This window comes from Arthrobacter sp. Soil782, assembly GCF_001428435.1.
Classification (GTDB): domain Bacteria; phylum Actinomycetota; class Actinomycetes; order Actinomycetales; family Micrococcaceae; genus Arthrobacter_D; species Arthrobacter_D parietis.
In genome coordinates this window covers 826,833-852,761 of record NZ_LMSO01000001.1, presented here as the reverse complement: position 1 = coordinate 852,761, position 25,929 = coordinate 826,833, and the positions used below count along the sequence as shown (strand labels likewise).

The following is a 25,929-nucleotide window of genomic DNA, read 5'->3' as shown; positions in this document are numbered from 1 at the left end:
TGGAATCTACTGGGTGGTGGCGGGCGCTTGCGCGAGATAAGCGTCGAGAGTGGCAGAGCGGTGTCTTCGTGCCGCGCGTTCAATGGTGTCGGCGTCGGCATCCGATTCGATAAGTTGCAGCAGGTCTTCGTGTTCGCTGACTGATTCGCGTGCGCGTCCGGGGACAAACCGGAACGTAGAGGACCGCAGCGTTGCGAGTCGGTTCCAGCCCCGATGAACAAGATCCAGGATGTGCGGATTGGGGCAGTGCTCAAACAGGACGCTGTGAAAGTCCTGGTTGAGCCTCGTGAAGCGCGCGGGGTCGAAGTGATCAAGGCAGTCGCGCATCTCCGTGTTGACGGCCCGCGCCCGCGCGACCGCTGCGGAGTCAATCAGCGGCGCGGACAGCGCGGTGGCCGCCCCCTCCACAATGCTGAGCGTCTGCATTGTATAGAGGTACTCCGTGGGGTCGATCCCGGAGACTGTGGCGCCGACGTTGCGCTCGAACTTCACAAGCCCTTCGGCTTCCAGCCGCCGGATCGCTTCCCGTACCGGCACCACGCTGAAGCCGAGGTCCTCGGCGATCTTCGCCAATACCAGCCGGTATCCAGGGGAGAAGGTTCCCTCCACAATGCGAGCCTTGATTGAAATGTATGCCTGCTCGGATTTGCTGCCGGGCTTGATGTCACCGGAGGTCTGTACAACGACGGATGGCCCAAAGGCGATATCAACCACCTGATGCTCCTTCCGAAGCTGAGGCCGCCCACTCCTGGTATTTCGCCTTCCACTCCGCGTTCATCGGGAAAAGCCCGTCAACGCCGTTGCCCTGCTTGACCATCTCGAAGATGAAAGTCTCTTCCTTTTCCTGCTGGATGCAGTCCTCGACGAGGTCTTCGGCGAGGGCCGGTGGGATCACGATGATGCCGTCGGAGTCAGCCACGATGATGTCTCCGGGCTGCACGGTGGCTCCGCCGCATGCAATGGTGATGTCCGTGTCCCACGGAATGTGCCGGCGGCCCAAGACCGCGGGGTGGGGATTGGCGAAGTAGGTTGGCATATCAAGATCAGCGACGGCCGAGAAGTCCCGGACGCCGCCGTCCGTGATGATGGCTGCCGCACCGCGTACCTGGGCGCGCAGGGCCAGGACGTCACCCACTGTTCCCGTGCCCTTCTCGCCGCGTGCCTCCATGATGATGATCTCGCCGTCGTTCACTGAATCGATGGCACGCTTCTGTGCGTTGAAGCCAGCCCCATGGGTTTTGAAGAGGTCTTCACGATTGGGCACAAAACGCAGAGTGCGGGCCACGCCCACAACCCGGCGGTCCGGGCGCGTGGTCTGCAGGCCGTCGATGCTGACGTTGTTCAGACCGCGCTTGCGCAGCTGGGAGGACAGGGTGGCGGTAGCAACGCTTTCGAGTTTCTTCCTGAGTTCCGGTGTCAGTGCCTGCCTGCTCGGTTCCAAACCGGCGGCCTCGCGTGATCCGTACGCCTCTTCACGCTGGGCGTCATCCGCCTTGGGCTGCGCGCCGAAGTCCGCGAACGGCGCGGTTCCCTCCACCACTCGGGTGGTGAGCTTGCCGCTGCTGTAGCTGCCGGCGGTGACCTCGATCTCGACGACGTCACCGGGCTGGGCGACTGACGCTCCAGCGGGCGTGCCGGTGAGGATTATGTCGCCTTCCTCCAAAGTGAGGAGCTGCGAGAGGTCCGCAACGAGCTGGGCAAAAGGGAAGAGGAGGTCCTCGGTGGTGTCATCCTGCACTAGGTTACCGTTGTGCCAGGTGCGCACCCTCATTGCGGCGGGATCGACCTCCCCCGCGGGGATGAGCTGCGGCCCGACGGGGGTGAATCCGTCACCACCCTTGGAGCGGAGATTGGAGCCCTTGTCTGCGTAGCGGAGATCATAGACGCCCAGGTCATTGCTTGCGGTGATCCATTCCACGTGGCCCCAAGCATCCTCGAGGCGGACCCGGCGTGCCGGCTTGCCGATGATGAGGGCGATTTCCCCTTCATAACCGAGCAGTTCGCAGCCGGCCGGGCGTTCGACCGAACCGGGCGCTTCGGTGGATCCCACTGCGAGCGACGACGGCGGCTTGAGGAAGTAGGAGGGCTTCTGGGGGGTGCGCCCGCGCTGGGCGGCGCGGCTCGGGTAGTTGATGTGGACGGCAATGACCTTGCGGGTGCGGGCAAGGAGCTGGCTGCTTGCTTCGGTGGTCTGTGACTCCGTTGTCATGCCGCGTTCTCCTAATAGATCCAAGCGATGTTTCGATGTACGAAATCGTATACGATAAGTCTGTCTTGTGAAGTGCAGCACGTCAACCCTTCGTTCAGGTGCTTGGAACGGTTGTGTTGCGCATCATGTTCGTCGTACAGTTTTGGCACCGTCATTCGATTATAGAAATAGCTGTTCAGATAGTGAACACAATGGCGGGCATTCCCAAAGTTTCACGAAGAAGTGAGTGAGGACAGCGCGTGCACTTCCATCATCATGGCTACGTCTCCGGTGATCCACGTGTCCAGGCGGCAGCCGGCGTCGGCGTGAATCGGTCCGAAGAACTGCCGGAGGAGGTCGATGTCCTGATTGTCGGCAGCGGTCCGGCCGGCATGCTTGCCGCTGCGCAGTTGTCACAGTTCCCGAATATCACCACGCGTTTGGTGGAGCGCCGCCCAGGGAGGCTCGCAATCGGGCAGGCGGACGGTATCCAGGCCCGTAGCGTTGAGACGTTCCAGGCCTTTGGGTTCGCCGAGCGCATCACGGCCGAGGCGTACCGGATCACCGAAATGGCGTTCTGGAAGCCGGATCCGGCGGACCCCTCACGCATCATCCGGACGGCTCGCCCGCTCGATGACCCGACGGGCATCAGCGAGTTTCCACACCTCATCGTCAACCAGGCGCGGGTGCTGGACTACTTTGCTGAGTTCATGGCAAACGCACCTACCCGCATGACCCCGGACTATGGACTCGATTTCCAAAGCCTCGAGGTCGATGAAGGCGGAGAGTACCCCGTGACCGTCACCCTGCTTCACACCGCCGGGCCCCGCGAAGGGCAGGAGCGCACGGTCCGCGCCAAGTACGTGATCGGGGCGGACGGAGCACGCAGCAAAGTCCGCCAGGCGATTGGGTGCACGCTCGCCGGTGATGCGGCGAACCACGCATGGGGCGTAATGGATGTCCTCGCCGTCACCGACTTCCCGGACATCCGGCTCAAGTGCGCCATCCAATCCGGTACGGGCGGAAGCATCCTGCTCATTCCGCGCGAAGGGGGCCATCTGTTCCGCATGTACGTGGACCTCGGTGAGGTGGACGCGCACACGAAGGGTGACATCCGCAGCACCACCATCGAGGAGGTCATCGAGAAGGCCAACGCAATCCTGTACCCTTACACGCTCGATGTCCGCAACGTCGCCTGGAACAGTGTTTACGAGGTTGGCCACCGACTCACGGACAGGTTCGACGACGTCCTTCCGGAGGACATTGGAACCCGCACCCCGCGCGTCTTCATCACCGGAGACGCCTGCCACACACACAGCGCCAAAGCCGGCCAGGGCATGAACGTCTCCATGCAGGACGGCTTCAACATCGCCTGGAAGCTCGGCCATGTGCTGGAAGGCCGGAGCAAGGAAAGTCTGCTGTCCACCTACTCGGCGGAACGCCAGGTGGTTGCGAAGAACCTCATCGACTTCGACAAGCAGTGGTCCTCGCTCATGGCGAAGAAGCCCGAAGAGTTCGAGGACCCCACCGAACTCGAGAACTTCTACGTCCGAACCATGGAGTTCCCCGCCGGATTCATGACGGAGTACTCGCCGTCGATGATCGTTGCCGAGGCAGTACATCAGGAACTGGCAACCGGCTTCCCCGTGGGCAAGCGCTTCAAATCTGCACCGGTAGTCCGGGTGTGCGACACCAACCCGCTTCACCTCGGCCACCATGCAACGGCTGACGGTCGTTGGCGGATCTACGTCTTCGCGGACGAGCCACTGCCGGGCAATCCATCGAAGGTAACCAACTTCGCCGAGTGGCTGACGAACTCACCGGAGTCACCGCTCGCTGCAACGCCCGAGGGAGCCGACCTCGACGCGTGGTTCGACGTCAAGGTGATCTATCAGCAGGACCACCAGAGCATCGACATCAACGCCGTGCCAGCGGTCTTCAAGCCTGAAGTCGGGCCGTTCAAGCTGAACTACCTGGAGAAGGTCTTCGGCACCGACCAGGCGGAGGACATCTTCGAGCTGCGCGGGCTGGACCGTGGCGGCGTCGTCGTCGTTGTCCGCCCCGACCAGTACGTGGCCAATGTGTTGCCTCTGACGGCTACCGCGGAGCTGGGCGAGTTCTTTGCGGGAATGCGGGCGGGCGTGCCGCGCTGAATGTTGTCGCTACTGCTGCAACCTACTGAGTAGATATTCGTGCATGTAGGGTAACTCGAAGTCGACGAAGGCTGAATCGTTTCCAGGTCGACGTTATTGCCTTCCTTATACCGCGTGGTCTGAATGTAAATTTGGAGGTACCCCACGCTTTGTCTACCTGCGCGCGCACTGTCCCGTTGATCACGCGTTCCAGCTTAAGGTGAGTCGGGCGCCTGCGCGGCACCTGTCGATTCGAGCATGCAGGCCGAGCGCTCGTCGTCGAACTATTCCCTCACCGATCCCAGCCGATATACACTACGCGCGGGGGAAGCAACCGGGCGTCCCACTGCCCGGAGTTCCCGGGGGTCTCACTTCGAGGAAGCCAATGAGCCGTCCCCGTCTTGTCCGTGCTACGGCCACAGTTGTCGCGGCACTGATCGCCAGCCAATTTCTCAGTCTCCCGGCTGATCCCCAGTGTGTGAAGCCCGGCTGCTGCTGATTGGGGCACACCTGGGCATTTCCGGTCAGACACCATTCGCACCGGCCGCAGCCGCACACAAAGGGGACAGCCACACGGTCTCCAGTCTTCCACCGGACGACGTCGGCACCCACCTCGGTGACGATGCCGGCAAGCTCATGGCCGGGAACGTGGGGAAACGCTATGTCCTCGTGGCCGGCCCAAGCATGCCAATCACTGCGGCACAAACCTGTTGCCATCACTTTGACCACGACGCCGCCCGGAGTGACCGCTGGGGCCGGTACCTCCCGAACATTGGGCCGGCCCTGAACCTGGTCGAAAACTACTGCGCGCATCCTCGGAGTCTAAGCGTCGAACCGCCCCTACTTGTCCGAAGAGCGGGCAGGCGGAACAGGCGGGTAGTACGGGAAGGTCGGGTAAGCGTAGCCGGCGCCCCAATACGGCATGTATCCGTAGTACCCGTACACGTCCTCGTAATAGGCGGCCTCGTCGACCAGCTCAGGATCATAACCCGGAGCTCCGGCGACCAGTTCGCGGGACTGGTCAATGGTGACCTCATCGGCAATACGCGTGATCGCCTCGACCGGGATGAACGACTTCTCCTTGCCGATCCCGAGGAATCCACCGGAGGCGACCACCAGGAAGCGAACCTTCTTCTCGGCGTCGTCAATCAGCAGTGCATCGATCTGCCCCAGATCTTCGCCGTCCTTGTCCTTGACGCTGAGTCCGCGGATGTCTTCCTCGGCAGTCACCGTCTGATCGCTGTCGCTTAGCTTGATCAGTTTGGCGGGGTTGTTCGTAGCCATGTGCCTCTCCTACTCTCGGGTTCCTCTATGGATTCGGTGAGTCGGAACCCGACCGGGGCTGTCAGCCCCACTTCCCACCGAATCACGGGCCGGGGGATCAGGCAAGGGCGCGGTCCGATGTACGCCACCTCTACGCGCCACGGAGAATCCCGGAGTAGTCCAGCGAGCGGCGAAGCTTCGCTACTGGATAGCTACGTAACGTCCAGCAATCTCGCTCAGCGCCCTAGATGACGCCGCAGCTCCTGATAGATTTCGTCCCGCTTGTTGATGACAATCACAAGTATGAGTAGCTCGCCGTCGTCTACGCGGTAACAGATCCTGTAGTTGCCTACTCTGATACGGAATATGCCGGAGTAGCCCTTGAGTTGTTTGCATCCGGGCGGATGAGGTTATTCGCCAGGCTTTGAATTACTTCTTCAATATTCTGCGCATCGGTCAGCTGTTGTCTCACCAACTTGGACAAGAATTTGTCTGCTGAACGAAGGAGCGCGATGGAGTAAGTCACTATGCGGGGTTAGCGCCACTGCGGCGGACAAAGGGCACTCGCTCGTCCTTCCCGGAGTCAAGGTTTGCGAGGGCGATTTCAACGCTCCTCGTGTCGATGAGATCCTCCAGTTGTTCGAGCAACTCGGCAGATGCTGCCGGCACCACGGCTGCGGCGCGATGCCCGTGTTTGGTGAGGTAGGTGGTCTCGCCGCCGAATTCTGCACGGGCGGTCACGGCGCTGAGCTCAGCCCGACCCTGACTCACCGTCATCTCTGTAGTCATGTACAAATTGTACATCGTCGCGCTGAAGGGGTGGCCCAGGACTAGCCCGAGCCAAGACGACGACGGCCAAGCACGAACCCGCCGACGCCGGCCGCGAGCGCCACCCCGGCACCGAGCAACACCCCGCCCATCGTGGGACTGAACAACAGGGGGCCATTGCTGAGGACGCCGTTCGAGGTGAGGTGGAATTCCTGGCCCTGCCCTCCGACAAAACCGAAGTCCTGCGTGGGAGCCGGCTGGGAACCGATCACCAGAAACACGCCGAGAACCACCAGCAACGCTCCCACCGCCAACACCGCGATCGCTTTCCGCCAACCGGAATCAGTCCGCATCCGGAGCATCCTTCGCAAGCCGGCCGCCGTAGGCGCCGGCGCTGATCATCAGGCCGCCCAGCACCAGCAGGCCACCGGCGGTGGTGAGCAGATCGGAGGAGGAGGCGCCGTCGTCGTACGCGATCACGAGCTCCGAACCGTACGCGATGCTCGCTTCAGACTGAGCGGTGGGAAGCGGGAGAGCGGCTGGCGGCCGGCCAAATAGCAGCGACACCCCGGCCAGGACCAGGAGCGCGGCGACGCCCAGCAGCGAGATCAGCAGCCGCCTCATGTGCGGTGCCGTCCCCGCAGGTAACCGAGGGCCCCGGCGCAAAGGATGAGTCCCACTCCAGCGAGGGACCCTCCGAAGATTTCACCCGCCGTCGGGCCGGGTGCTACGACGGCGTTGTTGGCCAACGGTGCGTAGGCGAACCAGCCGAACGTCACAGGCGGCGCGGTGGCCCCGGCAACAAGAACCAGCACAAGCCCGACGACGGCGATGCCAAGACCGGCTGCAATCAGCCGGTTGGCGCGGATCCAGTTCATTTCCCCCCTCGGCGCCCCTGCACAAGGAGCGGACTGTTCCGAACAATAACGGGTGGGAGAGCCGATGACTACAGCTGATCCGATAACAGTTTTGCCATCCGATAGCGGTAGGCCGCTATCGGATGGCAAAAGAGCTAACGGGAGGCGCGAACGGTATCGCGGAAAGGCGAACCTAGACCGCGAACCCGCCCACCAGCGCCCACACCACAAGGGTGAGAAGGAAGCCGGCAACGCCCAGGATGGTAGTCAGTACAGTCCAGGTCCGAAGGCCATCCGCCACAGAGAGGCCCAGGAAGCGGGTAACAATCCAGAAGCCGGAGTCATTCACGTGGCTCAAACCGAACGCGCCGAAACCGATCGCGATCAGGATGAGCGCCGTCTGCACGGGGGAGTAGCCGCCGGCCGCGACGGCTGCACTGAGAAGTCCCGCCGTCGTAATGATGGCGACGGTTGCCGAACCCTGCGACGCACGCAGAACTGCGGCCAGGATGAACGCCATGACAATGATGGGCAGACCAACGGCAGCGAGACCCTCAGCCAGCGCCGTTCCGATACCGGAAACCGTCAGTACCTTGCCGAAGACGCCGCCGGCGCCGGTCACGAGGATGACGATCGCGGTGGGAGCCAGCGCTGAATCCATGACCTCGCCGGTGTGCTGGGAGGACCAGCCGCGGCGGATGCCCAGGAAGTAGTAGGTCAGGCCCAGAGCCGTCAGCAGCGCGATCAGCGGTGAGCCGATGAACCCGGCGAGGTCCCGGCCGAAGGTATCTTCGGGCAGGAGGATGGCGCCGACTGTCCCGACCATGATCATCAGGATGGGAAGCACGATCAGGGAGATGATCATCGCAGGGCTCGGCGCGGTGCGGACCTGCGTGGCAACTCCACCGGTGCCGCCGGCGGCTGCGTCGCGCTCGACGTCGGACTCGCCGGTGCCGAAAAGCTTGAACTGGGCGGCGGTGGCGGGGAGCATCTCGTACTCGCGGCGGTTCAGCCTCTGCGCAACGAAGTAGCCCAGTACGCCGACGGGGATGCAGAGCAGCAGGCCCAGGACAGTGGTCCAGCCGATATCCGCGCCGAGGATTCCGGCTCCTCCCACAACACCGGGGTGCGGCGGAACCACCACGTGGATGGCGAGCATGATGGCGCCAACCGGCAGGCCGAACTTGACCGGGTTCACGCCGGCCGCCTTGGCGAAACCGTAGATGATCGGCACAAGGATGATGAAGCCGACATCGAAGAACACGGGAATGGCCAGCAGGAACGCCGCGGACGTCAGTGCTGCAACCACGCGGCGCGGGCCGAGCACCGAGGTGAACTTCCCCGCCAGCGCCTGGGCGCCGCCGGAGATTTCGATCATCTTGCCGAGCATGGCGCCGAGGCCCACGAGGATCGCGACGTTGCCGAGCGTCCCGCCCATACCGTCAGTGACAGTGCTGACGATGTCGCCGAGCGGAATGCCCGCGACCAGCGCCACAAGCACGCTCACCACCAGCAGCGCGAGGAACGCCGGAATCTTGAACTTGATAACTCCCACGAGCAGCAGGGCAACGCCCGCTACTGCAATGGCGAGGAGAGCGAGAGGGCTCATAAGGGTGTCTCCTATGACAACAGGAGCCTCGCAGTGAGGCTGCTAATAAAAACGACGACGGCGGGAGCCGCCTGAGAGCGAACGGTGCGCTCAGTGATGGTGTAGTGAGCGACGACGTCAGGCGCTGCGCTTCGTCGGCGCAACAACCCGGATGACAGCGGAATCATCCGCAGCGGCGAGGCCCTGGGCCTGACCGAGAAGGTAGAGCTGTTCAGCCGCGGCAGCGACCGGCGTTGCCAGCCCGGCGCCGCGCGTGGCCTTGCCGACAATCCCCATGTCCTTGACGAAGATGTCGAGCCGGCTCAGTACTTCGGCGCCGTCCTCGCTGTAGGCCTCGAGGATCCGCGGGCCGCGGTTGGAGAGCATGAAGGATCCGGCGGCTCCAGCCTCGAGGGCGGCCAAGGTTTTCTGCTGGTCGAGGCCAAGTGCGTCGGCCAGCGCCATCGCCTCAGCGGCAGCGGCAATGTGAACGCCGCACAGCAGCTGGTTCACCGTCTTCAGCGCCTGGCCGTCGCCCGGCTTGTCGCCGACAATGCTCAGCGTTGACGCCAGCAGCTCCAACACCGGGCGGGCCGCTTCAACAGCCGAAGGGTCAGCACCCACGACGATGAGCAGGTCCCCCTCTCCGGCCCGCTTCGGTCCGCCGGACAGCGGCGCGTCAACGAGGGCAACGCCGAATTCCGCGAGACGCGAGACAGTGCCGGCAATCGCCTCGGTGCCGACGGTGCTGGTAAGGATGACGACGGCGCCCGGCTTCAGCGCTGCGGCGACACCGTTTTCGCCGAACAGGACCTCGGTGAGCTGCTCGCCGTTACGGACGGCGAGCAGGAGGGCGTCGGCGCCGTGCGTCGCGTCCCGCCCGGAAGCGAAGGTGCGCACACCGGCGTCGTTCGCCAGCTTGAGCCGCTCCTCGGCGATGTCGAAGCCGTGCACGGTCAGCTGTGTTGCGAGTCGGGTTGCCATCGGCAGCCCCATCGCGCCGAGGCCGAGGACGGTGACCTGGTAATCAGTGGTGCTCATCTGTATCTCCATTGGTACGTGCTGGGTTGAACTGTGCAGTGGGAAAGCCGTCAGAAGGTGACGCTGAGGGTGCGCGTCACGTCTGCAAGGGAGCGGTCGTCGCCGACGTTCCCCGCGAAGACGATGTAGGGGATGCCCTTGGCGGGGCCGTCAACGGGCGCCCAGAGGCTCACGATTCCGGGCAGCATGGGACCGCGCACAATCGCGTGGCGGATCTCGAGGCCGTGGGCTGCAACATCGGATGAGGTGATGCCGCCCTTCGCAATGACGAAGCGGGGAGGGAACGCCTTCAACGTCCGGTTGACGACGTCGACGACGGCGGCAGAAACGGTGCGCGCAATGCGAAGGCTCTCGGCCGGATCATCGGCCCGCACCAGGAGGCGGCTGGTGTGCATAATGACGTCCGCGCCGTTGAGGGCGGTGCTGACGGTGTCCACGACCTCGTCGAGGTAGCGGTCCGCATCCGCGGTGAACAGGCGCTCGACATCGATCTCCACGATGCGGGCTGCGCTGTGCTCGGTGGTCAATACGTTCAACTGCCGTGTGGTCACGCCCACGTGGGAGCCGACAACAATAAGGCCGCCCGCAGTGCTCGGGCTGCTACCGGCGAACGCTTCGTCACTGGTGAGCGGCTCGCGGACATCCTGCCCGATGCGGGCACGCATGAACGGCGGGCCCACCCGGTACAGCAGGCGCTTGCCGCGCCGTTCAGCTTCGGCGAGGCCGAGCGAGAGCGCGCGGAGATCGTTCTCGGTGACGATGTCCGCGACGATCGGAGTGGAGCCGGTAGCGCCGTCGAGCGCGTCAGCGATGGTTATCGCCGAGAGCTCCGGATCGCTGGTTTCGCTGCCCGCGCGAATGATGTTCAGGTCGAGAACGATCACGTCACCGGCGGAGAACCGCCCGCCGGACTTCTCCTCCACATACTTCGGTAGCGCGGAGTTCGCGAAACCGAAGGTGGCATCCTTCGCAAATTCGGTCTCAGCGACTGGAATAAGTTCGTCCTCGCTTCCGCGCGTGTAGTGCACTCCGCCGATGGTGATGCGGCCGGCGTCGGGAAAGGCGGGGATGATGACGACGCCGTCGGTAGCTTCACCGGACATCTCGGCCACAGCGGCGGCAATAACGTCCGGCTCCAGCGGGTAGTGCCCACGGAGGGTGGAGTCGCTGCGGCTGACGAAACTCACGCGGAGGTCGGATTCTGACTGGGCAGCGGCGTCGAGCGCGTTGCGGACCACTTCCTCATTGCGGGCGGCGGCTTCCGCGGGATCAAGGCTTCGGGTGTTGGTCAGCACGTACACCGCGGGCTTTCCCTCGCCGAACGCCCAGGTGAAATCCTCGGTCTCCCAGCGGGTGAGGACCGGCAGATCCGAGACCGACTGCGTGCCGGTGGGGTCGTCGTCGAGCACTACGAAGATGCGGTTCTCAAGCGTTTGCGCCACCGCGTCGGCGGATACGGCGAGTTCGGCCGGGTAACCGGCGAGGAGGTTTGTCTCAGTGGTCACTGTGCACTCCGTTGTGTATAGCTGGCTTCAATTCGAATGTAAGATGTCAGACATCTTGCATGTCGATAAGTGTGACATAGGCCATGCAGACGCGCAAGTACACTGGGCTGACCACTGGAAGAGGGGGAGCATGGCACGCAAATCGCTGGTCGATGAAGTCGCTGATGAGCTGCTCGACCGCATTGTTGCCGGTGAATTCCCGCCTGGATCCGGTGTTCCGGGCGAGCTCGAACTGAGCGCGCGGCACGAGGTCAGCCGCATGACCGTCCGCGAAGCGATGAAGACTCTCGTGGCACGCCGGATTCTCCGCGTGGAGCGTGGGCGGGGGACGTTCGTGAACCCGCTGAACCAGTGGTCGTCCCTTGAAGCCGTGCTGCGTGCCGCGTCCGAGGGCCAGGAGGATGCTGCGGTGGCCGTGCAGCTAATCGAATTGCGGCGCATGCTCGAAACCGGCGCCGCTGAACTCGCCGCGAGCCGCATCACCGCCGAGGAACTCACCGAGATGGACGGGCAGCTGGCGCAGATGCGCGCCGCCCATGAAGAGAACGACGTCGACCGCTTCGTCGCTGCCGATCTCGCCTTCCATGATCTGATCCTGCATGCGTCCGGAAACGTGTTTGTTGCGGTGCTGTTTGAGCCGCTGACCCGGATCCTTGCCTCCCGGCGCGCGCAGACCTCGAAGGTGGTCCAGATTCAGATCAACGCCATTGCCGAGCACGCCAACATCATGGACGCCATGCGCTCGCATGACACCGAACGCGCCCGGCTGGCCATGGATCGGCACATGGAGCAGACGCTCAATGATCTGTTGGCGTACGTCCTGGAACCCTGACATTGTTGCTCGGTGCGCGGAATGCGCTTACCGTCGAAACCATGCCCGCCCTGAAGATCTCCCACGTTGGCTGGGACGCTCCCGAAACCCGCCCACGGATGGCCAACGACGTCGACGCCCGCCCCGGCTTAGCGCTCACCAACCGCAGCATTCTCCGGAACGGTGAACCGTGGATTCCCGTCACCGGCGAGATGCATTACAGCCGCCAGCCGCGCGAACGCTGGGCCGATGCGCTGCGGCTGATGAAGGCGGGCGGCATCAACGTCGTCGCCACCTACATCTTCTGGATTCATCACCAGCCGGAGGAACACGGCACTCCAAGCTTCGAGGGCAACCTCGACCTCGCGGCGTTCGTGCAGCTGTGTGAGGAGATTGGGCTCGAGGTCATCCTTCGCCTCGGCCCGTGGTGCCATGGCGAGGTCCGCAACGGCGGTCATCCGGACTGGGTAGTCAACGCGGACTACACCGAACGCACCAACGATCCCCGCTACCTCGACGCCGTCAGAACCTGGTTCGGGCAGATCGGCCGTGAGGTGGCCGGCCTCTGTGGCAGCGGTGGCCCGGTGATTGGCATCCAGCTCGAGAACGAGATCTACGACCAGCCGGACCACATTCTCGCCCTCAAGGACCTTGCCCGGGAGAGCGGGCTTTACGCGCCGCTGTGGACCGCAACGGCTTGGGGCAGCGCGGACATCCCGGTGGGCGAGGTGTTCCCGCTCTACGGCGGCTACTCAGACGGCTTCTGGGTGGATATGGATCAGGGCTGGGATGAGAGCTTCCAGGCCCACTTCACCTTCTCCCACCAGTGGGATGACCCCGGAATCGGCAAGGACCTCGCGGGTGCCGCCTGGACCGGCGTCGTCGGCGCCAAGCATCCCGACTTCCCGGCCGCCACCTGCGAACTCGGCGGCGGAATGGCGAAGGCCTACCACCGGCGTCCGGCGCCGACCGCACGGGATATTGCCGCCGTCGCGCTCTGCAAGATCGGCAGCGGGTCCACCTGGCAGGGCTACTACATGTATGTTGGCGGGACCAATCCGCGCAAGGGCCTGCAGGAGTCCCACGCCACCGGCTACCCGAACGACCTGCCTGAACTGAACTACGACTTCGGCGCACCCATCGGCGCCCACCTCCAGATTCGGGAGAGCTTCCACCGGCTGCGGAACCAGCACTCCTTCCTGGATGCTTTCGGCTCCCGTCTCGCGGCAATGAATGCGACCATCCCGGAAACCGACGACGACGACGGCGGCCTGCGCTGGTCACTGCGCAGCGACGGTGGGAGCGGCTTTGTATTTATCAACAACCACCGGCCGCATGAGCCGCTGCCCGCCCGGACCGGCATGCAGTTCGAGATCGGATTGGATGACCAGAGTGTCCTGTTCCCGCACCGGACGGTCGATCTCCCGGCCGGGGAGTTCCTTTCCTGGCCGGTGCAGCTGGAGGTAGGTGGCGTCGTCGTCCGGTGGGCCACGCTCAATGTCCTGACCGTGCTTGAAGCCGAGGGGGAGCCGCCGGTTTTGGTGCTCGCCGCGAACGACGGCGTCGATGCCCACCTGGCCGTGCCGGCCGCGTACGCGGTTGAGGGCCATTCCAGTGTGCCGGTGGGTGTGGAGCGGGTGCTCGAAGACCTTCGCCCCGGCTTCTTCACGCTGACCAGTGAGAGGGGTGGGCGGTTGCGCGTGCTGGTTCTTTCGGCGTCCCAGGCGCTGGAAGCGTGGACGCCTACTGTCAGCGGCCGTCGTCGTCTGGTGCTTTCGTCTGCCCCTGTGGTGGAGCGGGATGGCGGACTTGCGGTGTACGCGCACCAACCCGGCACCGCGGCAGTATTCCCTCCCATGGGAGAAGCGGACGACGACGGTTTCTCGCGCCACCCGTTCACCGTATCGTCCGAGGCGCACGAAGTGAGGATCGCACGGACAGCTCCCGCTTCCGCACCGCCGGCACGGCCCGTCACCGTACCGGGGCGCGCCTCCGCGCCGTCCCCCGATGACTTCGCTGCGCATGCCGCCCGCTACACCATCAGCGTTAGCGGTCAGGCGAAGGCGGGGGAACGCTCCCTGCTGCGCCTTGAGCTGGTGGGTGACACGGGTTCGTCGTTGTTTGAAGGCCGTGAGGAGGACGTGTTCTGGGACGGTTCGGTGTCTGACATCGACATCACGCCGGCGGCGGACACCGACAGGCGGGCGGTCGAGGTGGCGGTGTTTCCACTCGCTGCCGATACTCCCGTGTGGCTGCCGGCGGACGCTGACCGGATCAGGGCATCGCTAGTGGAGCCGGTGGCGCAGATCACGAGTGCATGTGTCCTTACCTTCGAAGCAACGCAGCTATCCGGATTCGCTTAGCTTCTGCTTTTTGAAGTGCGCGATATCGAACATAAGCGTCCAATCATGAAATGTTCCGTATATTGAACATTTACACCCGTTCAGGTTATGATCGATATATGGAACATCCGGATACCACGCCGTTCTTCCGTGCGGTAGATGCAGCATCGTTGGGACGCTCTATCAGCGAAGCTCGCAAGGAAGCTGGTATGACTCAGCGGGAGTTGGCTGCTCGCCTGGGCGTCGGTCGGGGCACTGTCGTTCGACTTGAAAATGGCGAGGCGGTGTCTGTTGTCGTGGCAATGCATGCGATACGAATCATCGGACGGGATGTAGCACTGGTGCCGCGATTTTCGAGGCTGCAGGTCAAGAAGTGAGCCGCCGCAGCGCGCTGGAGGTTTACCTGTATGGCCGCCATATCGGGGTGCTTTCGGGCACATCGCTGAAGCTTGCTTTCCAGTACGATGCCGATGTTGTCGCCGAATATGGCGTCGGAGCCACATTGCTGTCCCTTGCGCTGCCCGTTTCCCGCAGGAAGCTCGTAGGCCCGGCCGTCTATAACTACTTCGATGGCCTACTTCCTGAGGGCCAAGTGCGATCCCAGTTGGCCAAAGAGAACGGGGTCTCGACCCCCGATGCTCTCGGATTACTGCGTGTCCTGGGTGCAGACTGCGCCGGCGCAGTGCAGGCATTGCCGGCTGGTGTCGAACCGCAGCAGGCAGGTTTAGGCCGGTCGATCACAGCGGATGAAATTGTGAGTCTGATCGAGGCGCTTCCAACGTGGGACTTGCCAAGAAACTTCATGATAACCGCGTCGCTCGGCGGTGTGCAGTCGAAGGTGCTTCTGAGCTGGATCGACGGCAGCTGGGCGTGGCCGGGCGGCGGCACAATCTCAACCCACATCATCAAGCCGGAGCCGCTGGATTCCCCTGTGCCTCACCTTCTTGCCTCCGAGGACTGGGCGCTCAAAGTTGCAGCTGCCGCAGATCTGCCCGCCGCGCAGTCGCATCTGGAAACGTTCGGTTCCCGCGGCGCCATCGTCGTGAAGCGATACGACCGGACACCCACAGGCGACCGGATACACCAAGAAGATTTTACCCAGGCGCTCGGACTCTCCAGCAACGCAAAATACGAAGGAACCACAGCACCGCCGTCGCGATTGATGACGCTCACTTCCCTGGCTGCGCCACACGCACGCAATGAGGAGGCGTTCCTCCGCCAACTGCTGAGTGCCGTCACCTTCAATGCGCTCATAGGCAATGGCGATGCCCATTCGAAGAACTACGGCGTGCTCATTTTGGATGGCGGTGAAGTCCAGCTGGCACCCCTGTATGACGCTGCGCCGACACTCCTGCTGCACGCCCATTCGGTCAACGCCGGCCACGCCCTCGGCGGCCAGATCAAGCTGCCCTACCTGACGCTCGAGCACATCGTGCGTGAAGGTGTTGCCTGGGGACTCGGTGCCGCCGATGCCAGATTGACTGTCGCGACAACTGTGGAATCCACTGCAGATGCAGCGGCAGCGACGCCGTCAATCCCTGAGATTGATTTCCTCCGCCACATCGTGCCGGCCCGCGCCAAGGATCTGCTCGACGGACGTACCGCCCGCCGCGCGTAAGGATTCGCGAGGCAACAGCCGTGCCTTCAATTCCGTTGTGATGCACGCCTGAGGCGCCCGAAGAGACTTGATAGAGCGCTCTATTGACATGTGACCCAGGTCATCTGTAGATTGACTGAACCGCCGATGGAGCGCTCCATCAAATTTTCGCATCACTCTCCGCGCAGGCTGATCCCGTCCGTTTCCAGAAGGCCAGCCAGTGGAATTCAGCACGCCCTTTCCCCATCGAAGCACGCACACAAAGGAGTGACCGTGAGCCTTTCACGACGCACCAAAATGATCACCGCCCTCACCGGCACTATGACCCTGGCATTCGTTGCCACGGGCTGCGGCAGCAGCAGCGATGAACCGGCCAGCGCCGAGAACCCCATCGAGTTGTCCATCACCACCTTCGGCAACTTCGGCTACGACGATCTGTATGCCGAATACGAAGAAGCCAACCCCGGCGTAACCATCGAGGCCAACAACATCGACGGCAGCGCCAACGCCCGCGTCGATGCGTTCACCAAACTCGCAGCCGGATCCGGTCTGAGCGACGTCGTCGCCGTCGAGGAGGGCTGGCTCGGCCAGATCATGGAGGTGTCTGACCAGTTCGTAGACCTCAATGAGCACAGTGCCCAGGACATCAAGGACAATTGGGTGGACTGGAAGTTCGAGCAGGGCACCGATCCCAACGGCCGCGTCATCGGCTACGGCACCGACATCGGGCCGCAGGCACTGTGCTTCAACCAGGACCTCTTCGAGGCAGCAGGTTTCCCCACGGACCGCGAAGAAGTTGCTGAACTCTTCGGCGGCGACGACGCCACCTGGGAGACCTACTTCGACCTGGGCCGGCAGTACAACGAGGCCACCGGCAAAGCCTGGTATGACCAGTCCGCGTTCGTGTGGAACTCCATGGTAAACCAGATGGAGGAGGGCTACTACACGGCCGATGGCGCGCTGAATGTCGAGGGCAACGAGGCCATGCGCGCCAAGTTCGATCTCCTTGCAGCCGGCACAGCCGACGGACTGTCCGCCAACCAGAAGCAGTTCGACTGGGGCAAGGGTAAAGCTTTCGTTGATGGCTCCTTCGCCGTCCATGTGTGCCCCGCCTGGATGCTCGGCACCATCCAGGAGCAGCTTGAATCCGCAGGCGGTGGACCCGAGACCGGTTGGGACGTAGCTGACGTGTTCCCGGGCGGCGCTTCCAACTGGGGTGGAGCTTTCCTCTCCGTTCCTGAAAGCTCGGAACACCCGGCAGAGGCAGCCAAGCTGGCAGCATGGCTGACCGCCCCGGAGCAGCAGGTCAAGCAGTCCGCCGCAGCGAACAACTTCCCCAGCACCATCGAGGCACAGCAGCAGATTGTGGAAGACGCCGTACCCAATGAGCTCTTCAATGACGCTCCCTACGGTGCCATCTTCGCCTCACGGGCCGAGGGCGTCGTCGCGCAGTTCAAGGGTCCGAAGGACTCGGTGATTCAGGAGAACGTCTTCGCGCCGGCACTGAAGATCCTCGATACAGGCTCCGGTACGGCTGACGAAGCCTGGAACGAAGCCGTAAAGCTCCTCAACGAGCTCGTCGTCAACAACTAGCACACCAGCCGGAGGGCCTCCGGGATCACCGACGCCTCCGGAGTACCGGAGGCCCCCTCATGGACTGGAATCGTCATGACCACGACACTGAATCGACCGGCATCCGGGACTCCCGCTGCCAGCAAGACCGCACCGACCTTCCGCCAGCGCCTGAATGTTTTCGATGTGAAGGCGTCGCCGTACCTCTATATCGCCCCGTTCTTTCTCCTGTTCGGGCTCGTGGGGCTGTTCCCCCTCGGCTACACCTTTGTTGTCTCCCTCTTCGACTGGCATCTGTTGAAGGGTCAGGGCGAGTTTGTGGGACTGCAGAACTTCGTCGAGGTACTGCAGGACAGGTTCTTCTGGAACTCACTGTTCAACACCGTGAGCATCTTCCTGCTCTCCACCATCCCGCAACTGGTGGTCGCAACCGCCATTGCGGCCGTCCTGGACCAGAATCTGCGGACCAAGACGTTCTGGCGCATGAGCATCCTGCTCCCCTACATCGTTACTCCGGTAGCGGTTGCCATGATCTTCGCGAACATGTTTGGCGAGCAGTACGGGCTCATCAACAACATCCTGGCCAGCATGGGCATCGACCGGATCATGTGGATGAACGAGACCCTGCCCAGCCACATCGCCATTGCCACCATGGTGAACTGGCGCTGGACCGGCTACAACGCCCTGATTCTCCTCGCAGCCATGCAGGCCGTGCCGCGGGACATCTATGAATCCGCCGCCATTGACGGCGCCGGGCCGTTCCGCCGCTTCTTCAGCATCACCCTGCCAAGCATCCGCCCCACCATGATCTTCGTGGTCATCACCGCAACCATCGGTGGCCTGCAGATCTTCACCGAACCCAAGCTCTACGATCCCAGGAGCGCCGGTGGAACCGCACGTCAGTTCCAGACCACCGTCCTCTACCTGTGGGAAATGGCGTTCCAGCGCCAGAACTTCGGCAAGGCTGCGACCATCGCGTGGCTCCTGTTCCTCATCATCGTCCTGTTCGGCATCGTGAACTGGCTGATCTCGCGCCGCATTGCAACCACGGGGGACGAACGCGGATCTCGCCGCGGGGCACTCAGCGGGCGCAGGAAGAAGTCTTCGGCTCCCGCCGTCGTACTGCCTGCCGTCGGAACACAGCCGCCGGCACCGTCGGGGGAATCAGCGGCTGGAAACCCAGCCAGCACAGACGACGCGACCACAAGGAGTGGAAAATGACCGTCATCGACAGGACGCAGACCACCGATCGCAAGAAAGGTACGCGCCCGCCGGCTCTGCGGAGAAAGCCGCTCGGCAATGGGTACCGTCCCGGGTTCCTGACCTACGGACTGCTGTTTGCCTTCTTCCTCGCCTCGGCGTACCCGCTGTGGTGGTCAGTCATCATCGGCAGCCGGTCCAATTCGGCACTCGCAGGAACCTGGCCGCCGCTCCTGCCCGGCGGCAACTTCTGGAGCAACGCCGGCGAAGTCTTCGACACCATCCCGTTCTGGCTGGCACTGGGCAACAGCGTCCTGATCTCGGGAATCATCACCGTTTCGGTGGTGTCCTTCTCGACCCTTGCCGGCTACTCCTTCGCAAAGCTTCGCTTCAAGGGCAGAAACGGGCTGATGGTCGCGGTGATCGCCACCATGGCGATCCCCACCCAGCTGGGCATCATCCCTCTGTTCATGATGATGCGGACCCTGGGCTGGACCGGCGAGATCGGCGCCGTCGTCATCCCCACGCTGGTGACGGCGTTCGGTGTGTTCTTCATGCGTCAGTACCTTGTGGACGTCATTCCCGATGAGCTGATCGAATCCGCCCGCATGGACGGTGCGTCCATGATTTCCACGTTCTGGCACGTGGCGCTTCCCGCTGCGCGGCCGGCCATGGCGATTCTTGGGCTCTTCACCTTCATGACCGCCTGGACGGATTTCCTCTGGCCATTGCTGGTGCTCGACGCCGGCAACCCCACCCTGCAGACGGCGCTGAGCCAACTGCAGGCCGCCCGGTACGTCGATTACTCGATCGTGCTTACCGGCGCGGTTCTCGCAACACTTCCCCTGCTGGTGCTCTTCGTCATCGCAGGCCGACAACTCATTTCAGGAATCATGCAAGGAGCAGTGAAAGGCTAATGCCACTCGACGCAACCCGCCCCCTACCCATCAGCGGTGAACCCGTGTCAGGAAGCGCGACCAGAACCTGGCCGGAGGGGTTCCTCTGGGGATCAGCCACTGCAGCAGCGCAGGTTGAAGGAGCAAGCCACCAGGGCGGCAAGGAAGATTCCGTCTGGGACGCCTTCGCCCGTGTGCCCGGGGCTATTGCCCACGGCGACACTTTGAAGGACGCGGTCCAGCACTATGACCGCATGCCCGAAGACGTCCGCATCATGAAGGAGCTCGGGCTGGGCTCCTACCGGTTCTCCACCAGCTGGGCGCGCGTCCGGCCGGGGGACCGCGGGCCAAACCTGGAAGGCCTGGACTTCTACTCCCGGTTGGTGGATGAACTGCTCGACGCCGGGATCCTCCCCTGGCTGACCCTCTACCACTGGGACCTGCCGCAGGCCCTCGAGGAGAAGGGCGGCTGGGCCAACCGGGACACTGCGTACCGCTTTGTGGACTACGCGAATGACGTCTATTCGGCGCTGGGCGACCGGGTGCAGCACTGGACGACCTTCAACGAACCCTTCTGCTCCTCCCTGCTTGGGTACGCTGCCGGAGTGCATGCGCCGGGCCGGCAGGAACCGAGAGCTGCCGTTGCCGCTATTCACCACCAGCACCTCGCGCACGGCCTCGCCGTCAACACTCTGCGCTCTCGGGGGGCCGAGCAGATCGGCATCACGCTGAACCTGAGCAATTCAATTCCGAAGGACCCGGCGGACCCCATCGATCTCGATGCCGCGCGCCGGTTCGACTCCCTGCAGAACCGGATCTTCCTCGACCCGATCCTGCGCGGGGTGTACCCCGAAGACACCCTCGCGGACCTCGAGCAGTTCGGCATCCGGGACGTCATCCAGTTCGGTGACCTGGAAATCATCGGCACTCCGATCGACTTCCTCGGGGTCAACCACTACCACGATGACCTCATCAGCGGTCACCCGACCGAGGGCGGCGACGGCCACTCCGGCGGCACCACCCGCAAGACGTCCTCATGCTGGATCGGCTCTGAGGACATCGCCTTCCCCAGCCGCGGCCTGCCGCGCACGGCGATGAACTGGGAAGTGAACCCGGACGGGCTCCGGAAACTGCTGGTCCGCCTCGGCGAGGAGTACCCAACCCTCCCACCGCTGTACGTGACGGAGAACGGTGCAGCCTACGACGACGTCGTGAGCAGCGACGGCGCGGTGCATGATACCGAGCGAACCGCGTTCGTACTCGACCACATTGCCGCCGTCGGTGAGGCAATCGATGCCGGCGCGGACGTCCGCGGCTACTTCGTCTGGTCCCTGCTCGACAACTTCGAATGGTCGTGGGGCTATGGCAAGCGCTTCGGGATTGTCCGGGTGGATTACAACTCCTTTGAACGGACCATCAAGGACAGCGGCCATGCCTACCGGCAGCTGATCAGCTCCGCGAGGGCCAATGGGGAGGTGGAACAGTCGAGGGTGCAGGTGCTCACGCCGTCAGGAGCCTGAGCCAACCTAGACTGGACCCACAGGTTCCAGCACCATGCACGGAGATGATTGTGAAGACAGACGCAAGCCGGTCGCGGCCCGCGCCGACCCTCGAAATGGTGGCCGCGCTGGCTGGCGTCTCACGATCAACGGTGTCCCGGGTGGTCAACGATGCACCGAACGTTGACCCGGACATTGTGAAGTCCGTCCAGAGCGCCATCTCCACACTGAACTACATTCCCAACCGCGCTGCCCGTTCGCTTGCGAGCAGGCGAACCAACTCGGTTGCAGTGGTGGTTCCGGAGTCCACCTCGAAAGTGTTTGCCGACCCGTTCTTCGCCACCCTGGTGGAAAGCATCGCGCAAACGCTGGTGGAGACGAAGTACACGCTGAACCTGATCGTCTCGTCTGAAGCAAGGCCTGAAAAGACCAGAAGCTACCTGTTGGGCGGGAACGTTGACGGTGCGCTGGTGGTCTCCCACCACAGCGGGGACCACTCCTGGACGAGAATCAGCGATTCGCTCCCCGTGGTCTTCGCGGGACGTCCTTTCCGGGGTGAGGGTGACAGCTACTACGTCGAGGTGAACAACCAGGCCGCTGCGGCACGCGCCGCACAACACCTGGTTGACGCCGGACGCACCTCCATCGCCACCATCGCCGGTCCGCAGGACATGTACCCGGGGATCGACCGGCTGCGCGGCTGGGAGACTGCCCTGCGATCAGCTCGGCTGGACACCTCGCTGGTGGAAGTCGGCGACTTCACGCAGGCTTCCGGCAGGGAGGCGATGCGGCGGCTCCTGGACCGCGGGCAACGGATCGACGGGCTCTTTGCGGCCAACGACCAGATGGCGGCCGGTGCCTGCTCGGTGCTCACCGACCGGAACATCCGCATCCCGGCGGACATCGCCGTCGTCGGCTTCGATGATGACTCCTTTGCCACCTCCGTAACGCCCGCCCTGACTACCATTCACCACCCCATCGTCGAAATGGGACACCGGATGGCCGAGATCCTCCTCGCACTGATCGAGGGGGAGCCGGCGGACCGCGTGAACCTGCTGCCCACCTCGCTGGTGGTCAGGGACTCCGCCTAACCTTCCAAGGAAACCCATGCGCCAACACATCCTGCCCGTTCCGCCCTGCGCTGAGCCCGGAGCTGACCCGCTGAAAGCCACCGGGAAGAACCTGCGCTGGGGCGTCGTGGCCCCGGGAACCATAGCCCGACGGGTTACTGCAGACCTGGCGCTACTGGAAGACTCAGTGCTGCACGCGGTGAGCTCCCGCAGTGAAGCGAATGCTACCGGCTTCGCCGCCGACTTCGGCTTCGCAACCAGCTACTTCGACACGAAGGGCGTGAGCGGTTACCAGCAGTTGTTCAATGACCCGGATGTGGACGTGGTCTACGTTGCCACGCCGCATAGCCAGCACCGCGAGGTGGCGGAAGCGGCCCTGGCCGCAGGCAAGCACGTCCTGTGCGAGAAGCCTTTCACCGTCAACGCTGCGGAAGCCCGGGCGCTCGCCGAAGTTGCTGCGGCCAACGGCGTGTTCCTGATGGAAGCGGTCTGGACGCGTTTCCTGCCGAGCATCAACCGGGCGTGGGACATCATTGCCTCCGGGGAGTTGGGCGAGGTTCAGTGGGTACAGGCGGACCTGGGTTTCGTGTCCGCTTATGACCGTAACTCACGCCTGTGGGATCCGGCTGCCGGCGGCGGCGCGCTGTTGGATCTCGCGGTCTACCCGCTGACGTGGGCGCTCGGAGCGCTGGGGGTTCCTACCGGCGTCGCGGCGCAAGCAACACTCACTGACGACGGCGTGGACATGCGCAACGCCCTGACGCTTGCCTATGCGAACGGGGCGAACGCCCAACTGATCACCTCGATCGTTGCCGCCTGTCCCGGCACCGCTACGGTGAGCGGAAACGCAGGCTGGCTGACTGCCTCCACCCCACAGTGCAATCCTTCCGACCTCACCATTACGACGACGGACGGACGATCCCGCGTCGAATCCTTCGGCCAGGTGGGAAGCAACTATGTGTACCAGCTGCGCGAAGTCACCCGGTGCATCCAGGACGGACTGACCGAAAGCCCCACCATGCCGTGGGCTGACTCGGTTGCCACGATGGAGCTTCTCGACGACGTGCGCGGGCAGGTCGGCATCCGGTACGGGAGCGACCAGATCACGGTGTAGCCGGGCGCCGCTACGAGAGCTCAACCTCAAAGGTGAGAGCCTCGCCAAGCTGAGGTAATGTTACCGATCGATGTTAGAGCCGCGTGCGTGCCACCGGTAAGTGTCGGGCTACCAGCGTCCTGCCCCCGCGCTCAAGACGTCTCCTCGTTGTGCCAGTCAGGGACCCGGAGTGATGAGCCGACGTGCGGTTTCCCGGAGGAACCCTCGAGAGCTGACCGTGCGCGGGCCAATGCGTCCGCCTCCGCACCGGCCACTTCGAGCGCCAGAAGGCCCGCTCCCACGATCGGGGGAGCGGTCACCAAGTGCAGGTGGGTGCGGGGTGCCTGCTCCTCCAGACCTGACCCGATCCTGGTGAGGAGCCGGCTGTCATTCGCAGCAAGGACCCCTCCGCCCAGAACGACCGGCACCGGAGCGTCCAGCAGATCGAGACGCCGAAGCGCAGTGACCGCCAGGACAACAATCTCATCGGCTTGGCGGTCAACCACTGATGCGGCGACGTCATCGCCGGTTGTCGAGGCTGTGAACAGAAGTGGAGTGAGGTCAGCAACCGAACGTGCGGGGATTCGCCCGAGGTGGATGGCTTCGATGACTTCGCGCACGGACGGCAGGTTGTAGGCCGCCGGAACCAGTTCGGCCAGGGACGTTCGTGGCCCCCTGCCGTCTTCTGCCCTGGCCGCGTGCCACAGTGCAGCCGCGCCGAGGTCCCCTCCGCCGCCCCAATCTCCGGACAGCAGACCAAGGGCGGGAAACCGTGCCGTCCGGCCGTCAGCTCTCACTCCCACTGCGTTGATTCCGGTCCCACAGACAACCGCGACGGCGTCCGGGCTGTCGGTTCCGGACCTGAGGAGGGCAAAGAGGTCATTGTCGACGAACGCTCGTCTACCGCCTGCTCCTCCCGCCCAGTCATCTTGGGCGATGGCCGAGGAGAATTCCTCAATCTCGACCGGGAGGTCCATACCGGCGAGATAGACGCTTGTCTGCAGCAGCGGTCGGTTCCCGATAACCGCCATCGCCTCGGCAGCAAGCGCCCGGACCACCGCGACAGATGCGTCGAGGCCCACCGTCTGGGGATTCGCGCCACCGCCACGCGCGTGAAAGACCACCTCGCCCTCAACCGAGAGCACTGCAAGGTCCGTCTTCGAACCGCCGCCGTCAACCGCTATAACAACAGGGCAGCCGGGCTGATTCAACGGGCCCACGCCAGGTGCTCACGGTTGGCGGCAAGCAGTGCATCGGTGAGCTTCTCCGCCTTGTCGAACTGGCCAACCAGCGGATGGGCGAGCATCGCCTTGAGCACCCGCTCCCTACCGCCGTGCAGTGCGGCGTCGAGGGCCAGCCGCTCGTAGGACGCCACGTGGCTGATCAACCCGGCTATCTCCTCCGGCAGCGTGCCGATCGGAGTCACAGTCATCCCACCGGACTGAATGACGGCAGGGACCTCGATCACGTGATCGTCCGGCAGGAAAGGCAGCGTGCCGTCATTGCGGATATTGACAACCTGAACATCGCCCCGCCCCGAGATCAGCGACGACATGAGGTCAACCGCTGCTTCGGAATAGAAGGCGCCGCCCCTCAGGGACAGTTCCTCCGGTTTGATGTCCAGCGCCGGGTCCGCGTACTTTCTCAGCAGCGCATCTTCAACCTCCATGACAGCCTGCGCCCGGGACGGCTGGCTCAGCTGGTCCCGGAGCACCTCGTCGTGGACGTAGAAGTACCGCAAGTAGTAGGACGGCACAGCCTGCTGCAGAGACAACAAGGCGGGTGGTAGCTGCACCTCCCGCGCCACTTCCTCGAGATGTTCTCCGAGGATTCGCGGGAGGACGTTCACGGAGCCGCCATCCGTTTTCAGGTTGACGCCCAGTTCCCAGGTGAGGTGATTGAGGCCCACATGATGTAGGGAAATCTTGCTGAAATCAGCGTCGAGGAGCGCTGCGAACCGACGCTGGAAACCGATGGCCACGTTGCACAGCCCCACAGCCCGGTGACCGGCCTGCAAAAGCGCGCGCGTCACTATCCCGACCGGATTCGTGAAATCGATAATCCACGCATTCGGCTTCGCCTTCTCGCGGATGATTTCAGCGATTTGAAGTACCACAGGCACGGTCCGCAGCGCCTTGGCGAACCCGCCGGGGCCGGTGGTCTCCTGCCCCACACAGCAGGCTTCATGGGGAAACGTCTCGTCGCCATGGCGTGCGGCCTGCCCGCCGATGCGCAATTGCAGGAGAACGACGTCGGCGTCGCTGACCCCCTCCTCCACACTGGAAGTGGTCCGAATTTGGCCCGGATGTCCCGCCCTCGAGAAGATGCGGCGGGAAAGACCTGATACCAGCTCGAGCCTCGACCCGTCGGGATCAACCAGCCAGAGCTCTTCGATGGGCAGCATCTCCCGGAGGCGGGCGAAGCCATCCACGAGCTCGGGCGTATAGGTCGACCCGCCCCCAACAACAGCAACTTTCATGGTCATCCCTTCCATGCGATGCGCGAGC

23 protein-coding genes and 2 pseudogenes are annotated in these 25,929 nt (G+C 63.6%); 11 read left to right on the top strand and 14 right to left on the bottom strand.

Annotation, left to right across the window (positions count from 1 at the left end; translation table 11 throughout):
• Positions 1-6: 6 nt before the first annotated feature.
• Positions 7-705, bottom strand: coding sequence for a GntR family transcriptional regulator (locus ASH00_RS04060; protein ID WP_056546625.1), 699 nt, complete (start codon positions 703-705; stop codon positions 7-9).
• Between the two features lies 1 nt (position 706).
• Positions 707-2,209, bottom strand: coding sequence for a fumarylacetoacetate hydrolase family protein (locus ASH00_RS04055; RefSeq protein ID WP_056545270.1), 1,503 nt, complete (start codon positions 2,207-2,209; stop codon positions 707-709).
• A gap of 239 nt (positions 2,210-2,448) precedes the next feature.
• Between ASH00_RS04055 and ASH00_RS04050 the strand changes: the two genes are divergently transcribed.
• The gene (locus tag ASH00_RS04050) at positions 2,449-4,341 is read left to right on the top strand and encodes an FAD-binding monooxygenase (RefSeq protein ID WP_056545269.1); all 1,893 of its coding nucleotides are present in this window, start codon (positions 2,449-2,451) and stop codon (positions 4,339-4,341) included.
• A gap of 387 nt (positions 4,342-4,728) precedes the next feature.
• Here ASH00_RS04050 and ASH00_RS16340 read toward each other — a convergent pair.
• The 10 genes and pseudogenes from ASH00_RS16340 to ASH00_RS04010 all read right to left on the bottom strand — a co-directional run.
• A pseudogene (locus ASH00_RS16340) lies at positions 4,729-5,133 on the bottom strand (alcohol dehydrogenase catalytic domain-containing protein); the annotation flags it as partial.
• Between the two features lie 27 nt (positions 5,134-5,160).
• A complete protein-coding gene (locus ASH00_RS04045; protein ID WP_056545267.1) occupies positions 5,161-5,604 on the bottom strand; it encodes a PRC-barrel domain-containing protein in 444 nt (147 codons plus the stop codon).
• 215 nt (positions 5,605-5,819) lie between these two features.
• Positions 5,820-5,966: pseudogene (locus ASH00_RS17210) on the bottom strand (type II toxin-antitoxin system RelE family toxin); the annotation flags it as partial.
• Between the two features lie 142 nt (positions 5,967-6,108).
• The gene (locus tag ASH00_RS04040) at positions 6,109-6,372 is read right to left on the bottom strand and encodes a type II toxin-antitoxin system prevent-host-death family antitoxin (protein ID WP_162252838.1); all 264 of its coding nucleotides are present in this window, start codon (positions 6,370-6,372) and stop codon (positions 6,109-6,111) included.
• Positions 6,373-6,413: 41 nt separating this feature from the next.
• Complete coding sequence (locus ASH00_RS04035) at positions 6,414-6,704, bottom strand: hypothetical protein (RefSeq protein ID WP_056545262.1); 291 nt, start codon at positions 6,702-6,704, stop codon at positions 6,414-6,416.
• On the bottom strand, positions 6,694-6,975 hold the full coding sequence (locus ASH00_RS04030; protein WP_056545260.1) for a hypothetical protein: 282 nt from the start codon (positions 6,973-6,975) through the stop codon (positions 6,694-6,696). Before ASH00_RS04030 ends, ASH00_RS04035 begins: the two co-directional genes overlap by 11 nt.
• The gene (locus tag ASH00_RS04025) at positions 6,972-7,229 is read right to left on the bottom strand and encodes a hypothetical protein (protein ID WP_056545258.1); all 258 of its coding nucleotides are present in this window, start codon (positions 7,227-7,229) and stop codon (positions 6,972-6,974) included. Before ASH00_RS04025 ends, ASH00_RS04030 begins: the two co-directional genes overlap by 4 nt.
• Positions 7,230-7,401: 172 nt before the next feature.
• Positions 7,402-8,817, bottom strand: a complete 1,416-nt coding sequence (locus ASH00_RS04020) for a GntP family transporter (RefSeq protein WP_056545257.1) — start codon at positions 8,815-8,817, stop codon at positions 7,402-7,404.
• A gap of 117 nt (positions 8,818-8,934) precedes the next feature.
• Positions 8,935-9,837 (bottom strand): NAD(P)-dependent oxidoreductase, encoded by a 903-nt coding sequence (locus ASH00_RS04015; RefSeq protein WP_056545254.1) that lies wholly within the window; start codon positions 9,835-9,837, stop codon positions 8,935-8,937.
• A gap of 50 nt (positions 9,838-9,887) precedes the next feature.
• A complete protein-coding gene (locus tag ASH00_RS04010) occupies positions 9,888-11,342 on the bottom strand; it encodes a four-carbon acid sugar kinase family protein (RefSeq protein WP_056545253.1) in 1,455 nt (484 codons plus the stop codon).
• Positions 11,343-11,472: 130 nt separating this feature from the next.
• Here ASH00_RS04010 and ASH00_RS04005 point away from each other — a divergent pair, with 130 nt between their 5' ends.
• The 10 genes from ASH00_RS04005 to ASH00_RS03960 all read left to right on the top strand — a co-directional run bounded on the left by ASH00_RS04005 (position 11,473) and on the right by ASH00_RS03960 (position 23,443).
• Positions 11,473-12,174, top strand: a complete 702-nt coding sequence (locus tag ASH00_RS04005; protein WP_056545251.1) for a FadR/GntR family transcriptional regulator — start codon at positions 11,473-11,475, stop codon at positions 12,172-12,174.
• 41 nt (positions 12,175-12,215) lie between these two features.
• Positions 12,216-14,516: a beta-galactosidase gene (locus ASH00_RS04000; protein ID WP_082565945.1), complete on the top strand. Its 2,301-nt coding sequence runs from the start codon at positions 12,216-12,218 to the stop codon at positions 14,514-14,516.
• A 62-nt stretch (positions 14,517-14,578) separates the two neighbouring features.
• A complete protein-coding gene (locus tag ASH00_RS03995) occupies positions 14,579-14,872 on the top strand; it encodes a helix-turn-helix domain-containing protein (RefSeq protein WP_200954738.1) in 294 nt (97 codons plus the stop codon).
• The gene (locus tag ASH00_RS03990) at positions 14,869-16,113 is read left to right on the top strand and encodes a type II toxin-antitoxin system HipA family toxin (RefSeq protein ID WP_056545245.1); all 1,245 of its coding nucleotides are present in this window, start codon (positions 14,869-14,871) and stop codon (positions 16,111-16,113) included. Before ASH00_RS03995 ends, ASH00_RS03990 begins: the two co-directional genes overlap by 4 nt.
• Positions 16,114-16,389: 276 nt before the next feature.
• On the top strand, positions 16,390-17,685 hold the full coding sequence (locus ASH00_RS03985) for an extracellular solute-binding protein (RefSeq protein WP_082565871.1): 1,296 nt from the start codon (positions 16,390-16,392) through the stop codon (positions 17,683-17,685).
• Positions 17,686-17,760: 75 nt separating this feature from the next.
• Entirely contained in the window at positions 17,761-18,885 is a 1,125-nt protein-coding gene (locus ASH00_RS03980; protein ID WP_056545241.1) for a carbohydrate ABC transporter permease, read from the top strand.
• Positions 18,882-19,781 carry a carbohydrate ABC transporter permease gene (locus ASH00_RS03975; RefSeq protein ID WP_056545239.1) on the top strand — a complete coding sequence of 300 codons (900 nt, stop codon included), beginning with the start codon at positions 18,882-18,884 and terminating at the stop codon, positions 19,779-19,781. Before ASH00_RS03980 ends, ASH00_RS03975 begins: the two co-directional genes overlap by 4 nt.
• Complete coding sequence (locus ASH00_RS03970; protein WP_056545237.1) at positions 19,781-21,280, top strand: GH1 family beta-glucosidase; 1,500 nt, start codon at positions 19,781-19,783, stop codon at positions 21,278-21,280. The genes ASH00_RS03975 and ASH00_RS03970 overlap by 1 nt, the downstream gene beginning before the upstream one ends.
• Positions 21,281-21,330: 50 nt before the next feature.
• Positions 21,331-22,350 (top strand): LacI family DNA-binding transcriptional regulator, encoded by a 1,020-nt coding sequence (locus tag ASH00_RS03965; RefSeq protein ID WP_428831011.1) that lies wholly within the window; start codon positions 21,331-21,333, stop codon positions 22,348-22,350.
• A gap of 16 nt (positions 22,351-22,366) precedes the next feature.
• Complete coding sequence (locus ASH00_RS03960; protein ID WP_056545234.1) at positions 22,367-23,443, top strand: Gfo/Idh/MocA family protein; 1,077 nt, start codon at positions 22,367-22,369, stop codon at positions 23,441-23,443.
• 131 nt (positions 23,444-23,574) lie between these two features.
• On the opposite strand, the gene ASH00_RS03955 is transcribed toward ASH00_RS03960, so the two are convergent.
• Together ASH00_RS03955 and ASH00_RS03950 are read right to left on the bottom strand one after the other, a co-directional pair.
• Entirely contained in the window at positions 23,575-24,633 is a 1,059-nt protein-coding gene (locus tag ASH00_RS03955; RefSeq protein WP_235563148.1) for an N-acetylglucosamine kinase, read from the bottom strand.
• Positions 24,630-25,907 carry a 6-phospho-beta-glucosidase gene (locus ASH00_RS03950; RefSeq protein ID WP_235563146.1) on the bottom strand — a complete coding sequence of 426 codons (1,278 nt, stop codon included), beginning with the start codon at positions 25,905-25,907 and terminating at the stop codon, positions 24,630-24,632. The genes ASH00_RS03955 and ASH00_RS03950 overlap by 4 nt, the downstream gene beginning before the upstream one ends.
• Positions 25,908-25,929: the final 22 nt, after the last annotated feature.